The following is a 14,042-nucleotide window of genomic DNA, read 5'->3' on the forward strand; positions in this document are numbered from 1 at the left end:
GACACGCCCTTCGTGCGGAGGGCGATTACCCGGCAGGTAAGCGATTTCCGATCGGTGGCCCGCCAACGGGGGCGGCTGTTACTGCTTGTGCGTGTGCGCCGTGGGTGGTTCGGGGCGAGCCGGTCGACGATGGCGGCCATCTCCGGGGACCTTCGGTGGTCGTCTCGGAAACCTGGTAATAGCGCCAAGAAGCGATGTCCGACCGTCCCCTATACGGGCAGATCGGGATTACAGCAGGTCAACATGGGAAAATTGGACCTGCACGTGTCGCATCGAGTTTTGTTAAATAGGCATAAACGGGACTCGCAGCGGTAATGACCCTGTGAGGTGTGAGATGTCGCAGAATCCATTCGCCCGGCTCGCTCGATGGCTGGGGTTCGACCGGAATCCACTGCGCCGCCGGTGTGACCGGATCGAGGCGATCGTGAGACTGATCGCCGTCATGGGCGTGGTGGTCGCCGTCGTGCTCGGGGTCCTCTTCGGCGTCCGGGCGTACGGCGACGGACTGCGCACCGAGGCCGCCCAGGCGCAGTCGCGCCACCTGACCTGGGCGACGCTGCTTCAGGACGTCCCGGCGCGCGGGCTGTCTCCCTCCGGGGTCGCGGTCGGGCGCGCCCGGGCGGAATGGACCGTCGCGGACGGCGCCCACCGCACGGGGGTCGTCGAGGCGCCGCCGGGCAGGCGCGCCGGCGAGGTCGTGCAGATCTGGACCGATGGCAGCGGCATGCCCACCCGGCGGCCCCAGGACCGGGAGACCACCGTGGTCGCCGCCATGACGGTGGGGCTCGGCCTGCCCACCGGCGCCGCCGCCCTGCTGACCCTGCTCGTCCTGGCCACCCGTACGCTGAACCAGCGGCGGGCCACCCGCGCCTGGGAGGCGCAGTGGAGCGTCGTCGAGCCGATGTGGCGGATCAACGGTCGATGATCTCGTTCTTGCCGATGACCACGATCCCGCCGCGGGTCACTGCGAACCGCTGCCGGTCGTAGTCGAGGTCGAAGCCGATCCGGGCGCCGTCCGGGACGACCACGTTCTTGTCGATGATCGCCCGTCGCACGACGGCGCCCCGGCCGATCTTGACCGAGCCCATCAGCACCGAGTCCTCGACCAGCGAGTGCGAGTGGAGCACGACGCCGGGGGAGAGGATCGAGCGGACCGCCGTGCCGCCGGACACGATGACGCCGGGGGACACCAGCGAGTCGAGGGCGTGGCCGATCCGGTCGCCCTGGTTGTGCACGAACTTCGCGGGCGGCAGCGGGTCGTGCCCGGTGTAGATGGGCCATCGGCTGTTGTACAGGTTGAACACCGGATGCGCCGAGATGAGATCCATGTGCGCCTCGTAGTAGGCGTCCAGCGTCCCCACGTCCCGCCAGTAGCCCCGGTCCCGCTCGGTCGAGCCGGGGACGACGTTGTCGGCGAAGTCGTACACTTCCGCGCGGCCCGACTTCACGAACATCGGGATGATGTCGCCGCCCAGGTCGTGGTGGCCGGCGGGGTCGAGCGCGTCCTCGCGCAGCGCCTCGATGAGCGCCTGCGTCTTGAACACGTAGTTGCCCATGGACGCGTAGATCTGGTCCGGCGCGTCGGGCAGGCCCACGGCGTCCTTCGGCTTCTCGCGGAAGGCCGTCATGCGCCGCCTCGTCGGGTCGGTCTCGATGACGCCGAACTGGTCGGCGAGCGCCAGCGGCTGGCGGATCGCGGCGACCGTCACGTCCGCTCCCGAGTCGATGTGCTGCTCCACCATCTGCCGGGGGTCCATCCGGTAGATGTGGTCCGCGCCGAAGACGATGCAGTGGTCCGGCAGTTCGTCGTAGATCAGGTTGAGGTTCTGGAACAGCGCGTCGGCCGAGCCGGCGAACCAGCGGGGACCGAGCCGCTGCTGGGCCGGCACGGGCGTGACGTAGTTGCCGAGCATCGCCGACAGCCGCCAGGTGCGCGAGATGTGCCGGTCGAGGCTGTGGTTCTTGTACTGCGTCAGCACCACGATCTGCAGATAATGGGCGTTGGCGAGGTTCGACAGGACGAAGTCGATCAGCCGGTATATCCCCCCGAACGGCACAGCGGGCTTGGCGCGGTCCGCCGTCAGCGGCATCAGCCGCTTGCCCTCACCGCCGGCGAGCACGATCGCGAGGACCTTCATAGCCAGGACCCTAACCCGCCAAAGCTCGTATAAAACACTGCGATTCCCGACGAGAAACTTCAAACCACCGCAGAATCCGATGCACTCGGCCGTACGTCAGGGCTTGATGTGGCCGGTGCGACCGTAAGCTCCTGCCATGCGTGTCGATCTGCTCAGCCGCGAGTACCCGCCCGAGGTGTACGGCGGCGCGGGAGTCCACGTCGAATACCTGGCGCGCGAGCTGCGCCGGCTCGCCGACGTCCGGGTCCGGTGCTTCGGCGCCCCCCGCGACGAGGTGGGCGTGGCGGCGTACCGGGTGCCGGGCGGGCTGGAGACCGCCAACCCGGCGCTCCAGGTTCTCGGCGTCGATCTGGAGATGGCCGCCGGGTGTGCGGGCGCGGACGTGGTGCACAGCCACACCTGGTACGCCAACTTTGCCGGGCAGGTCGCCAAGACGCTCTACGGCATGCCGCACGTCGTGACCACGCACAGCCTGGAGCCGCTCCGGCCGTGGAAGGCCGAGCAGCTCGGCGGCGGGTACGCGCTGTCGTCCTGGGCCGAGCGGAGCGCCCTGGCCTCGGCCGACGCCGTCATCGCGGTGTCCGAGGGCATGCGCCGCGACGTGCTCACCGCGTATCCCGAAATATCGCCCGACCGGGTGCGGGTCATCCACAACGGCATCGACACCGCCGAGTACGCGCCCTCGCGGAACACCGAGGCGCTGGCCCGGCACGGCATCGACCCCGCCCGGCCGTACGTCGTCTTCGTCGGGCGGATCACCCGCCAGAAGGGGCTGGTCCACCTCCTGCGCGCGGCCCGGTCGTTCGACCCGGGCGCGCAGATCGTGCTCTGCGCCGGGGCGCCGGACACCGCCGAGATCGCCGAGGAGGTCGCGTCCCTGGTCGCCGAGCTGGGCAGGACCAGGAAGGGCGTCGTCTGGATCTCCGAGATGCTGCCGCGCCCCGAGGTGATCCAGATCCTCACGCACGCCGCCGTCTTCGTCTGCCCCTCGGTCTACGAGCCCATGGGCATCGTCAATCTTGAGGCGATGGCCTGCGAGACGGCCGTCGTCGCCACCGCGACCGGCGGGATCCCCGAGGTCGTGGCCGACGGCGTCACCGGGCTGCTCGTCCCCGTCGAGCAGGGCCCGGACGGTGAGCCGTACGACCCCGGCGCGTTCGCGGCCGCGATCGCCGAGCGGGTCGGCCTCCTGCTCGCCGACCCGGACCGCGCCGCCGCCATGGGTGCGGCGGGCCGGAGCAGGGCGGTGGAGCACTTCTCCTGGCGCAGCATCGCCGAGCGGACCCACCGCCTCTACACGACGCTCGCGCGGGCCGGCACGTGAACGGCCGGCGCGTCATCTCCGGGCGGCCCGCGCCCGCCCACCCCCGGACACGGCGGCCCTCCACTCCCAAGGAAGCACCATGATCGCGATTGACCAGGTCCGAATGACCTTCACCGACCGGCACGACGGCGTCAGCGCCGAGCCGTACGGCGCGTGCAACCTCGGCGGCGCGGTGGGCGACGACCCCGCCGCCGTCGCCGCGAACCGGGCCGCGACGGCGACGCGCCTCGGCCTGGCCGAGGTCGTCTTCATGCGGCAGGTCCACGGCGCGGACGTCGCCTACGTCACCGCGCCCTTCGGCGAGGACCCGCCCGGCCTGGACGCGGTGTTCACCGACCGGCCGGGCCTCGGGATCGCGGTCCTGGTCGCCGACTGCGCGCCCGTCCTGGTCGCCGACCCGGCGGCGGGCGTCGTCGGAGGCGCGCACTCGGGCCGCCCCGGAACCGAGGCTGGGGTGGTCGGCGCGCTCGTCGAGGCCATGGCGGCGCGCGGCGCCGCGCCGGAGCGGATGGTCGCGGCGATCGGCCCCGCCGCCTGCGGCCTCTGCTACGAGGTGCCCGACGATCTGCGGGAACGGGTCGCCGGGCGCGTGCCGGAGACCTGGTCCACGACGCGGTGGGGTACCCCCGCCCTCGACATCCGGGCGGGCATCGCGGCGCAGCTCGCCCGCGCAGGAGTGACCGACGTCAGGCACGACGACCGCTGCACGATCGAGACGCCCGACCTCTACTCCTATCGCCGCGATCAGCGCACCGGCCGGTTCGCCGGATACGTCTGGCTCACCGAATAGGGAGCCGCCCCCGGAGTGTGCTGATCACGGCGCCGCGTCGCCGTCGCTCAGCGCCGGGTGAGCCGGCAGGCGTCCTCCCACCGCTCCGGATCGACCGGCATCTGGCGGCGGATCAGCTCGGCGCAGTCGGTGATCGCGTCCGTCAGCAGCGCCCTGAGCAGCGCGTCCGGATCGGCGACGCACGCCTCCGAGATCCCCCGGACCGCGAGCTGCACCGTGTTCGGCGCCGCGTACCTGCGGAACCCCTTGGCGGAGACCCGTACGCCGCGCCGGAACCGGTACGCCCAGCGGGCCGCGTCCGGCACCTTCGCCAGCGTCCGCGCGCTCTCCTCGCTGACGCTGCCCTGCGGCCGCCCGTCGAGGGTGGCCAGCACGTGCTCGGCGGAGAGCACGGACACCGCCAGCGCGAGCTGGCGCTCGTGCGAGACCACCGGCAGCGCCGAGATCGCGCACCGGAGCGCGATGCAGGCGTCGATGCGCGGGTCGTCGCCGGTGAGCCCGATCACGGACGGGATCATCGGGGCCAGCAGCGGCCGGGCCGGGTCCGACGTGTGGTCGTTGACCAGGCGCGCGAGACCGGCCAGCAGCGGATGCGTACAGGCCGGATGATCGCTCCAGCGCTCCCCGGCCAGGAAGGACGCCAGCTCCATGAAGCACGCGCCCTTGTTGGGGTTGCGATGCTTGCCGCGCGACAGCAGCGGCATTGCCGTGGGCATCTGATCGTGCACGAGAAACTCCCACCCGAATCGCCCAACATGTCGCTTTCCAGTGTGCGCTCAGGTGGCGGCAATGAGAAGAACCGCCCCCCGCGGCCCCTGTGCGGACGCGGAAAGCCGGACGCGGCGGGACGTGGCCGGGTAACGCCGTGGACGACGGCGGGCGGCCGGGAACCCCGCGATTTCACGGAATTTCCGGAAGTGCCGCTTTCATATTGGGCAAAACCGTGTTTCGGTGCGTCCATGCGCGACAGCGCCCGCGCGGCCGGGCCTTCCGGCGGGCGGCGCGGCCAAGACACCGGTAATCCGCGCTAATGATGGCTTTTGCCGGTAATGGGTAACCAGCAGGATATTCCGCCTTTAGCGTGAAACGAGGGAGTTACCCGATGAATACCGCCGGTTGTCGACCGCGGATCCGGATGGACCCGCCGCCGAGACGGGGGAGGTGGCCGGAGCGAGCCTCCGGCCGACGACCCCGGCCCCCGGAGAGCCCGTCGCGTGCGAGGAGCTTCGCCGGAGGGGGCGGCGAGCGCCACCCGGCCGGGTCGCGACAGGCGTGATTTGTCGGGAACGACCTGAGGCGCCGTTTCGGCGTCTTCCCGGGAGACCGATTCGACGCTCCGTCGATCCGCGAGTGCCACCGGCCCAGTCGATCCGCTCGGCGGGCCAGGCGACACCTGCGAACGCGTCCCGCCGGCGAGCGGGCGTGCAACCTCACCACACGGAGTGATTTAGATGCTCAAGCAAGTAATCGCGGCAGGCGCGATGATCGCTTCGGCGCTCGTCGTCCCCGCAGCGATGCCCGCGCAGCCCGCGGCCGCCGCAACGCCGGCCACGGTCGTCACCTCGATCGGCGAAACCGGGCAGCTCAAGCCCTGCCCGCACGGCCACTGTCACCGGCACAGACATCACGGGCACCACAGGCACCACAGACAGCAGCAGCAACAGCAGCAACAACAGCAGCAGCAACAGCAGCAGCAGCAACAGCAGCAACAGCAGCAGCAGGGGTAAAGCGCTGCCGCGCATAGCGGGCTCCGCCCGCTGATCCGGCGTCGCCCCGTGAGCGCTCACGGGGCGACGTCTCTTGTTTCCGGTCTGTTTCCTGCGCAGAGAGCCCGTCACGGGGGCGCGCGCCGTTCGAAACGCGACGGTCTGAGCACACAGCAGACCTGTTCACCGGAGCGATGCGGAGGTCACGACGCCAGCCACGCGTCGACGCCGCGACACAGCCGCTCCTTCGTGGCGTCGGGCGCGAACGACGCGTCGATCCCCGCGCGGGCCAGCTCGGCCAGCGCGTCGTCGTCGTACCCGAAGGCGTCGCGGACCCGGGCGTACTCCTCGACCAGCGACGTCCCGACGATGGACGGGATGTCGGTGTTCAGCGTGACCGTCAGCCCGGCCGCGCGCAGTCGGTGCAGCGGGTGGTCGTCGAGCGACGGCGCGAGCCCGAGGGCGACGTTCGACGTCGGGCACACCTCCAGCGGGATCGCCCGCTCGCGCAGCTCGGCCACCAGCCTGTCGTCGTCGAGGACGGTGATGCCGTGCCCGATGCGCTCCGCGTGGCCGAGCGAGAGAGCCTCGCGGACGCTCTCGGGGCCGCCCTCCTCGCCCGCGTGATGCACGAGGCGGACGCCCTCGTCCCGCGCCGCGTCGAACACCTCGGCGAACGGCGCGAGGGGATAGGACTCCTCGCCCGCCAGGCCGATGCCGACGACGCCCTCCGGGGCGTACCGCGTGGCGAGCTTGAGCGTGCGCCAGGCCCGGTCGACCGATCGGCGGCGGGAGTGGTCCAGGATCACCCGGCACTCGACGCCGTACGCGGCGCGACCCTCGGCCAGCCCGTCGAGCACGGCCTCAAGCGGCATCTCGGGGCTGCCGAGCCGGTCCCCGTGCGAGGCCGCGGTGAAGGTGACCTCGGCGTAGCGCGTGCCCTGGGCGGCCTCGTCCTCGCAGAACTCCAGCGCGATCCGGCGGAAGTCCTCGGGCCGGCACAGGCTCTCCCGCACGCGCGAGTTGTAGTCGGCGAAGCTGCGGAAGCCGTCGAACGACCCCGGAAGGTCCGGGACCGTCAGGCCGTTCGCGTCGGCGATCTCCTGGGCGGTCCGCCACCGTACGGTGCTCTCCAGGTGGACGTGCAGATGGGCCTTGGGCAGCCGAGCGATATCCCGCATGCCGCAAAGCGTAGGGATACGGCCCAGGGCGGGGCACGCAGTTATTCGGCTCTGCCGCTGAACAAACCCGCGGTCTATCCGAACAGACGGTAATCTTCCCCGTCCGAGCCCTTTGCCACTTACGGGTGACCACCAGCCGCAGGCGTCCCTACCGTTGGGGTAGGTCGACACGCCGTTTCGGCGTCATCCCGGGAGACCGATTCGACGCTCCGTCAGTCACCAAGCGCCCTGGCAGGCCGCATCGCCGGCGAGCCCCGGCGGGTACGGAGATCCGGCCCTCGCCATGAGGGGGCGCGATCACCAGCACAAGGACACCAACGGAGTGATTCTCATGCTCAAAAACGCACTCGCCACCGGCGCGCTGGTGGCTTCCGCCCTCGTCCTCCCCGTCACCTTCTCAGCGCTTCCCGCGAACGCGACCACCGCGTCCCAGGGGGAGGGCAGCGGCTCGACCTCGACCACGACGAAGAAGGCCGCCGACTGCTGGTGGAGCAACGGCTGCAAGTACTGCAGGAGCCACGGAAAGACGCGCCGCGTCACCTGCGAGCACCGCCGAGGCCACGAGCGCGGTCGTTACGAGCACCGGGAGCGCTACTACGAGCACGGGCGTCACCCGGGACGTTACGAGCAGCGGGAGCGCTACGAGCACGGGCGTCACCCGGGACGCTACGAGCAGCGGGAGCGCTACGAGCACGGGCGTCACCCGGGACGCTACGAGCAGCGGGAGCGCTACGAGCACCGCGGCGGCGAGCACTGGAGCCACGAGGAGCGTGGCCGCCGCTGACCGGACCGGCACCGGCCGCTAGGACGGCCTGCCGCTGAGAACGGCCCGGCGCCCCGGGCCGGCCGCGCCGTCGCCTCGCGGGAAAACCCGCGGGGCGACGGCCCTTTTCGGAGGGCGGTTCGGTGTGGTCAGCCGCCGCTCTTGCGGCGGAAGGTGCGCTTGCCGCCCGCGGGGCCGTGCGCGGCGTGCACCTTCGACGGGTCCTTGCCGGCGCCCGTGGCGTTCCGCTCGGCCTGCGCGCGCTTCTTGCGCTCCAGCGCCTCGCGGAACTTCTGCTTCATCTCGTCTTCGGGGGCGTCGTCGCGCTCCGGTTCGGCGGCGGCCATGCGGACCTCCTGAGGCGTGCAGGCGCACGGTTTCGGGACCGGCGCGGTAGACGCTCACCCTACCGCCACCCGCGCGTTCTTGATCCGAGCCGAACTGTGGCGTCGTCGGATCGGGAGCGAGCGAAGGGGGCCTCGTGGTACGGCCGGTCGAAGAGTCATGACAGGATCGGGCGCGGCGTATCCGAAGAACAGCGAAACCGCGATTGGATCCGAATGCAGAGGTGGAGACGGGATTTGAACCCGTGTGGACGGCTTTGCAGGCCGCTGCCTCGCCTCTCGGCCACTCCACCGAGGGAGGCCCATGTCGGAGACCTCTCAGAGCGGAAGACGGGATTCGAACCCGCGACCCTCACCTTGGCAAGGTGATGCTCTACCACTGAGCCACTTCCGCGACCGCCTGACGGCGTTGCCGCAACTGTACCGGGTTTCCGGCTTCGATGCGTACTTATACGACTCGCGCCGTTCACCGGCGCGTGCGTCCGCGTTCACTCTCCGCAGCGAAGCACATGATCTTGTACGTCTCACACCTCGCCGGCGGCGAGAATGAACGCATGAAAATCGGGACGTTCGAGGTGTGGCCCCCGGTGGTGCTCGCGCCGATGGCGGGGATCACCAACATCGGCTTCCGCTCGCTCTGCCGGGAGCAAGGCGGGGGCCTGTTCGTCTCCGAGATGATCACATCGCGGGCGCTGGTCGAACGGGTGCCGCTGACGTTCCAGATGATCCGCTTCGGCGCGGACGAGCGCCCGCGCAGCATCCAGCTCTACGGCGTCGACCCGGCCATCGTCGGCAAGGCCGCCCGGATGGTCGCCGAAGAGGACCTGGCCGACCACATCGACCTGAACTTCGGCTGTCCCGTCCCCAAGGTGACCCGGCGGGGCGGCGGGTCGGCGCTGCCGTACAAGCGGAACCTGCTGCGGGCGATCCTCAGGGAGGCGGTGGAGAACGCCGGCCCGCTGCCGGTGACGATCAAGATGCGCAAGGGCATCGACGACGACCACCTGACCTACCTGGAGGCGGGCCGGATCGCCGCCGAGGAGGGCGTCGCGGCGGTGGCCCTCCACGCGCGCACGGCCAAGCAGCACTACGGCGGCACCGCCGACTGGGATGCCGTCAAACGGCTGAAGGACGCCGTGCCGGAGATCCCCGTGCTGGGCAACGGTGACATCTGGACGGCCGACGACGCGCTGCGCATGGTGGCCGAGACCGGCTGCGACGGCGTCGTGGTCGGCCGCGGCTGCCTGGGCCGACCCTGGCTGTTCCGCGACCTCGACCTCGCCTTCCAGGGGTCCGCGGAGCGCACCCGCCCCTCCCTCGGCGAGGTCGCGGCCACGATGGTGCGCCACGCCGAGCTGCTGTGCGAGGTCATCGGCAGCGAGCCGCACGGGCTGGCCGACTTCCGCAAGCACGTGGGGTGGTATCTCAAGGGTTTCGTGATCGGCGCCGAGACGCGCCGCGGGCTGACCACCGTGTCGAGCCTGGCCGAGCTGCGCGAGCGCGCCGCGGAGCTGGACGGGGCGCAGCCCTGGCCGGCCGAGGCCGACGGCCCACGCGGCAAGAGCGGCGAGCGGACCAAGGTGATGCTGCCGCACGGCTGGCTGGACGACCCCGACGACATGACCGTTCCGGGGGCGGACGCCGAGGACGCCACCTCCGGCGGCTGACCCGCCGGAACGCGACGCCTCAGACCCGTCCGCGCGCTCGCGGCCGGCCGGGAACGGTCACATGCGGGTCATGCCGGTGACGTGGAGCACGGCGTGGCCCTCCTCGTCGGAGGCGGCGAGATCGACCTGCGCGGCGATGCCCCAGTCGAGGTGCCCGGCCGGGTCCTCGATGACCTGGCGGACCCGCCACAGCTCCTTCTCCTCCTCGATCTGGAGCAGCGCGGGGCCGCGCGCGGACGGGCCGGTGCCGATCTCGTCGTGCTCCTCGTAGTACGCGTCGAGCGCCGCGCCCCAGTCCACATCGGGCGCCAACTCGACCAGCTCCTCCTCGCGGTCCAGCGCGGCCAGCTCGACCATGCGGAACATCGCGTTGCGGACCAGCACCCGGAACGCGCGGGCGTTGGCGGTGACCGGCCGGATCCTGGTCTCCAGCTCGGCCTCGGACTCCAGCGCCTCCGAGGGGTTGGCCAGCTTTTCCCACTCGTCGATCAGGCTGGAGTCCACCTGCCGGACCAGCTCGCCGAGCCACTCGATCAGGTCGATCAGGTCGTCGGTCTTGAGGTGCTCGGGCACGGTCTTCGACAGCGTGCGGTACGCGTCCGCGAGATATCGCAGGACCGTGCCCTCCGAGCGGGCCAGCTCGTAGAACTGGATGTACTCGGTGAAGGTCATCGCCCGCTCGTACATGTCGCGCACGATCGACTTGGGGCTCACCGTGTGGTCGCCGACCCAGGGGTGGCCGTGCCGGTACGTCTCGTACGCGCCGAAGAGCAGGTCGGCGAGCGGCATCGGGTAGGTGATCTCGGCGAGGCGCTCCATGCGCTCCTCGTACTCGACGCCGTCGGCCTTCATCTCGGCGACCGCCTCGCCGCGTGCCTTGTTGAGCTGCGCGTGCAGGATCTGGCGCGGATCGTCCAGCGTCGACTCGACGATCGAGACGATGTCCAGCGCGTACGTCGGGGACTCGGAGGAGAGCAGCTCGAACGACGCGAGCGCGAACGTGGACAGCGCCTGGTTGAGCGCGAAGTCCTCCTGCAGATCCACGGTGAGGCGGGCCCTGCGGCCGTGCTCGTCGGGCTCCTTGAGCGCCTCCACGATGCCGCCGGCGAGCAGCGACCGGTAGATCGCGATCGCGTGGCTGATGTGCCGCCGCTGCGCCTTGCGGTCCTCGTGGTTGTCGGTGAGCAGCTGTTTCATCGCCTGGAAGCAGTCGCCCGGCCGGTTGATCACCGAGAGCAGCATCGCGTTGCTGACCTTGAACCGCGAGGTCAGCGGCTCGGGCTCGGCCGTCTGCAGCTTCTCGAAGGTCTCCTCGCTCCAGCCGACGAAGCCCTCCGGCGGCTTCTTGCGGGCGTAGCCGCGCCGCCGCTTCGGATCGTCGCCGATCTTGGCGAGCGCCCGCTCGTTCTCGATGACGTGGTCGGGCGCCTGGCACACCACGTACCCGACGGTGTCGAAACCGGCGCGGCCGGCCCGCCCGGCGATCTGGTGGAACTCGCGGGCGCGCAGCCGCCGCACCCGGTTGCCGTCGTACTTCGACAGCGCGGTGAACAGCACCGTGCGGATCGGGACGTTGACCCCCACGCCCAGCGTGTCGGTGCCGCAGATGACCTTGAGCAGGCCCGCCTGGGCGAGGCGCTCCACCAGGCGGCGGTACTTCGGGAGCATTCCGGCGTGGTGGACGCCGATGCCGTGCCGGACGAGCCGGGACAGGGCCCGGCCGAAGCGCGTGGTGAACCGGAAACCGCCGATGAGGGAGGCGATGGCCTCTTTCTCGGCCTTCGAGCACATGTTGATGCTCATCAGCGACTGCGCCCGCTCCATGGCGGCCGCCTGCGTGAAGTGGACGACGTAGACCGGGGCCTGCTGCGTGGACAGCAGCTCCTCCAGGGTCTCGTGCAGCGGCGTCACCCGGTAGGAGTAGAGCAGCGGCACCGGCCGTTCGGCGCTCTTCACCACGGCGGTGGGGCGTCCCGTGCGACGGGTGAGGTCCTTCTCGAACCTCTCGACGTCCCCCAGCGTGGCCGACATCAGCACGAACTGCGCCTGGGGCAGCTCCAGCAGCGGCACCTGCCAGGCCCAGCCGCGGTCGGGCTCGGCGTAGAAGTGGAACTCGTCCATGATCACCGTGCCCACGTCGGCGCGCGGGCCGTCCCTGAGGGCCATCTGGGCGAGGATCTCCGCGGTGCAGCAGATGATCGGGGCGTCGGAGTTGACCGAGGCGTCGCCGGTCATCATGCCGACGTTCTCGGTGCCGAAGATCGCGCACAGGTCGAAGAACTTCTCCGACACCAGCGCCTTGATGGGCGCGGTGTAGAAACTGACCTCGTCCCGGCCGAGCGCCGCGAAGTGGGCGCCCGCGGCGACCAGACTCTTACCGGACCCCGTGGGGGTGGCCAGGATGACGTTGTTGCCGGAGACGACCTCGATCAGCGCCTCCTCCTGCGCCGGGTACAGCGTCAGCCCCCGCTCGGTGTTCCAGGCGGTGAACGCCTCGTAGAGGGAGTCGGGTTCGCTGTCGGCCGGAAGGCGCCCGATGAGGTTCATGCTCTTTATCCTGCCGAAGCTTCGGGGCTGCTTCGACCGTCGGCGCCCGCGCACCCCGGGAACCGCGGCAGCCGTACATCTGGCGCTGCTCGGCGCGGACGGGCCTACAGGAGCCTTCGTCGTGGACGAAGGTTATCTCCCCTGGTGGAAGGAACTCCAACCTGAACGATATTCGGCTCGCGGCCACCCGGTACAGGCTCGATTACTGTCTGCGACTGTCCGATCGCAGATCACGAGAGGAATCGGTACGTTGACCGTGACCATAGAGAGCTTGGACAGGCGGGTGACCGCGCTCGAAGGGCAGGTGAAGACCGTGAGTCACTTCGCAGGACTGGCGCAGCGGCGCTACGAGGCCACCGCGCAGTGCGTCGCCCTCGTACAGGTGGAGATCAAGGTGCTGCGCACCGAGATGAACGAGCGGTTCGACGCTCTCGGTGAGCGCGTCGGCAAGCTCGAACAGCGCATGGACCGGTTCGAACAGCGCATGGACCGGTTCGAGGAGCGGATGGACCGGTTCGACGAGCGCCTCACCAAAGTGGAGAGCCGCCTCACGAACGTGGAGAACCGCCTGACCAGGGTCGAGCAACGCCTCGACGGCGTCGAGGTGATCCTCAAGTCCCACGGTGAGATGCTGCGGGAGATCCTCCAGAGGCTTCCCTCCGCGGCGTAGGCTCACCGCCCGGCCGAGATCCTCAGCCGGGCATTCGGCCGACCGTGCGACCACGGTTCGACGGCATCCCGGGGCCCGTACCCCGGGATGTCGGATGGACCGGCTCCCGGTAAAGGCGGTCCCGGCCCGCGCCGCCGGGCGGGCGGGTGGACGGTCTTCCTCCCGGGCGTCAGAGACCGAGGTCCTCGATCTCCTTCAGCAGCGCCGACCGTGAGTCGCCCGTGGACCCGGGCGAGGCGCTGTCCCGGCCGCGGGACGCGGCGGGCGGGCCGGAGGACGCGACGGCCCGGCGGTCACGGAACAGGTAGCCGCCCGCGATGCCGCCCACGAACCCGAACAGGTGCGCCTGCCAGCCGATCCCCTCGGCGGGCAGGAGCCCCGTGAACTGGTACGCGAAGCAGAGGCCCATCACCACGCCGATCACGATGTCGATCAGGTGCCGGTCGAACGCCCCGCGTACCAGGATGTATCCGAAGTATCCGAACACCAGGCCGCTCGCGCCCGCTCCGACGGTCGAGGGGGCGGCGGTGAACCACGCGCCGAGTCCGCTCGTGACGGCGATCAGGGCGGTCACCCCGAAGAACTTCTTCACTCCCCGGTACGCGGCGAGGAACCCGAAGATGAAAAGAGGGCCCGAGTTGCCCTCGATGTGCTCCCAGCTCCAGTGCAGGAACGGAGCGGAGACGATGCCGGGCAGGCCGTCCAGTTGCCACGACCTGATCCCATAGCTGTAGCTGAGCCCGTAGCCGGCGGCCCAGTTGACGATCTGGACGATCCAGATGAGGCCGAGAAAGCCGACCATGACCCAGAACGCCTTCCGGGCCTCGGCGATCATGATCTCGGCGGTGCGGCCGTCGCTCAACGAACCCTCCCGTACGCCGGATACTCCAGCCGAAACATATCCCTGGGTGG

Annotated in this window: 13 protein-coding genes and 2 tRNA genes; 6 read left to right on the forward strand and 9 right to left on the reverse strand. The window is 70.4% G+C overall.

Annotated features, from left to right (window positions below):
• Positions 1-334 precede the first annotated feature (334 nt).
• Positions 335-925, forward strand: coding sequence for an Rv1733c family protein (locus tag ACQP1V_RS13850; protein WP_387413329.1), 591 nt, complete (start codon positions 335-337; stop codon positions 923-925).
• Here ACQP1V_RS13850 and glgC read toward each other — a convergent pair.
• Positions 912-2,201: a glucose-1-phosphate adenylyltransferase gene (glgC, locus tag ACQP1V_RS13855; protein ID WP_433422761.1), complete on the reverse strand. Its 1,290-nt coding sequence runs from the start codon at positions 2,199-2,201 to the stop codon at positions 912-914. The two genes, ACQP1V_RS13850 and glgC, sit on opposite strands and share 14 nt — an antisense overlap.
• A gap of 73 nt (positions 2,202-2,274) precedes the next feature.
• On the opposite strand from glgC, the gene glgA reads away from it, so the two are divergent.
• The gene (gene glgA / locus ACQP1V_RS13860) at positions 2,275-3,462 is read left to right on the forward strand and encodes a glycogen synthase (protein ID WP_433422764.1); all 1,188 of its coding nucleotides are present in this window, start codon (positions 2,275-2,277) and stop codon (positions 3,460-3,462) included.
• 79 nt (positions 3,463-3,541) lie between these two features.
• Positions 3,542-4,252, forward strand: a complete 711-nt coding sequence (gene pgeF / locus ACQP1V_RS13865; RefSeq protein ID WP_433422766.1) for a peptidoglycan editing factor PgeF — start codon at positions 3,542-3,544, stop codon at positions 4,250-4,252.
• 47 nt (positions 4,253-4,299) lie between these two features.
• Here pgeF and ACQP1V_RS13870 read toward each other — a convergent pair whose 3' ends face one another.
• The 3 genes from ACQP1V_RS13870 to add all read right to left on the reverse strand — a co-directional run bounded on the left by ACQP1V_RS13870 (position 4,300) and on the right by add (position 7,139).
• Complete coding sequence (locus tag ACQP1V_RS13870) at positions 4,300-4,980, reverse strand: hypothetical protein (protein ID WP_433422768.1); 681 nt, start codon at positions 4,978-4,980, stop codon at positions 4,300-4,302.
• Between the two features lie 702 nt (positions 4,981-5,682).
• Entirely contained in the window at positions 5,683-5,994 is a 312-nt protein-coding gene (locus tag ACQP1V_RS13875; RefSeq protein WP_433422771.1) for a hypothetical protein, read from the reverse strand.
• A 167-nt stretch (positions 5,995-6,161) separates the two neighbouring features.
• Positions 6,162-7,139 carry an adenosine deaminase gene (gene add / locus ACQP1V_RS13880; protein ID WP_433422774.1) on the reverse strand — a complete coding sequence of 326 codons (978 nt, stop codon included), beginning with the start codon at positions 7,137-7,139 and terminating at the stop codon, positions 6,162-6,164.
• Between the two features lie 331 nt (positions 7,140-7,470).
• On the opposite strand from add, the gene ACQP1V_RS13885 reads away from it, so the two are divergent.
• Entirely contained in the window at positions 7,471-7,923 is a 453-nt protein-coding gene (locus ACQP1V_RS13885) for a hypothetical protein (RefSeq protein ID WP_433422775.1), read from the forward strand.
• A 128-nt stretch (positions 7,924-8,051) separates the two neighbouring features.
• Here the strand turns inward: ACQP1V_RS13885 and ACQP1V_RS13890 are convergent, their stop codons facing one another.
• From ACQP1V_RS13890 to ACQP1V_RS13900, 3 genes are all read right to left on the reverse strand, one after another.
• Entirely contained in the window at positions 8,052-8,249 is a 198-nt protein-coding gene (locus ACQP1V_RS13890) for a DUF5302 domain-containing protein (RefSeq protein ID WP_067134246.1), read from the reverse strand.
• A 219-nt stretch (positions 8,250-8,468) separates the two neighbouring features.
• A tRNA-Cys gene (locus ACQP1V_RS13895) sits at positions 8,469-8,539 on the reverse strand.
• A 29-nt stretch (positions 8,540-8,568) separates the two neighbouring features.
• Positions 8,569-8,640: transfer RNA gene (locus ACQP1V_RS13900), tRNA-Gly, on the reverse strand.
• A gap of 160 nt (positions 8,641-8,800) precedes the next feature.
• Here ACQP1V_RS13900 and dusB point away from each other — a divergent pair.
• Positions 8,801-9,913 (forward strand): tRNA dihydrouridine synthase DusB, encoded by a 1,113-nt coding sequence (gene dusB / locus ACQP1V_RS13905; protein WP_433422778.1) that lies wholly within the window; start codon positions 8,801-8,803, stop codon positions 9,911-9,913.
• 57 nt (positions 9,914-9,970) lie between these two features.
• Here dusB and ACQP1V_RS13910 read toward each other — a convergent pair whose 3' ends face one another.
• Complete coding sequence (locus tag ACQP1V_RS13910; RefSeq protein ID WP_433422781.1) at positions 9,971-12,460, reverse strand: DEAD/DEAH box helicase; 2,490 nt, start codon at positions 12,458-12,460, stop codon at positions 9,971-9,973.
• A 250-nt stretch (positions 12,461-12,710) separates the two neighbouring features.
• On the opposite strand from ACQP1V_RS13910, the gene ACQP1V_RS13915 reads away from it, so the two are divergent.
• A complete protein-coding gene (locus tag ACQP1V_RS13915; protein ID WP_433422784.1) occupies positions 12,711-13,130 on the forward strand; it encodes a hypothetical protein in 420 nt (139 codons plus the stop codon).
• Positions 13,131-13,299: 169 nt separating this feature from the next.
• Here the strand turns inward: ACQP1V_RS13915 and ACQP1V_RS13920 are convergent, their stop codons facing one another.
• Complete coding sequence (locus ACQP1V_RS13920) at positions 13,300-13,992, reverse strand: rhomboid family intramembrane serine protease (protein ID WP_218001819.1); 693 nt, start codon at positions 13,990-13,992, stop codon at positions 13,300-13,302.
• Positions 13,993-14,042: the final 50 nt, after the last annotated feature.

Origin of the sequence: Microtetraspora malaysiensis (genome assembly GCF_050947145.1) — a bacterium.
Lineage (GTDB): Bacteria > Actinomycetota > Actinomycetes > Streptosporangiales > Streptosporangiaceae > Microtetraspora_A > Microtetraspora_A malaysiensis.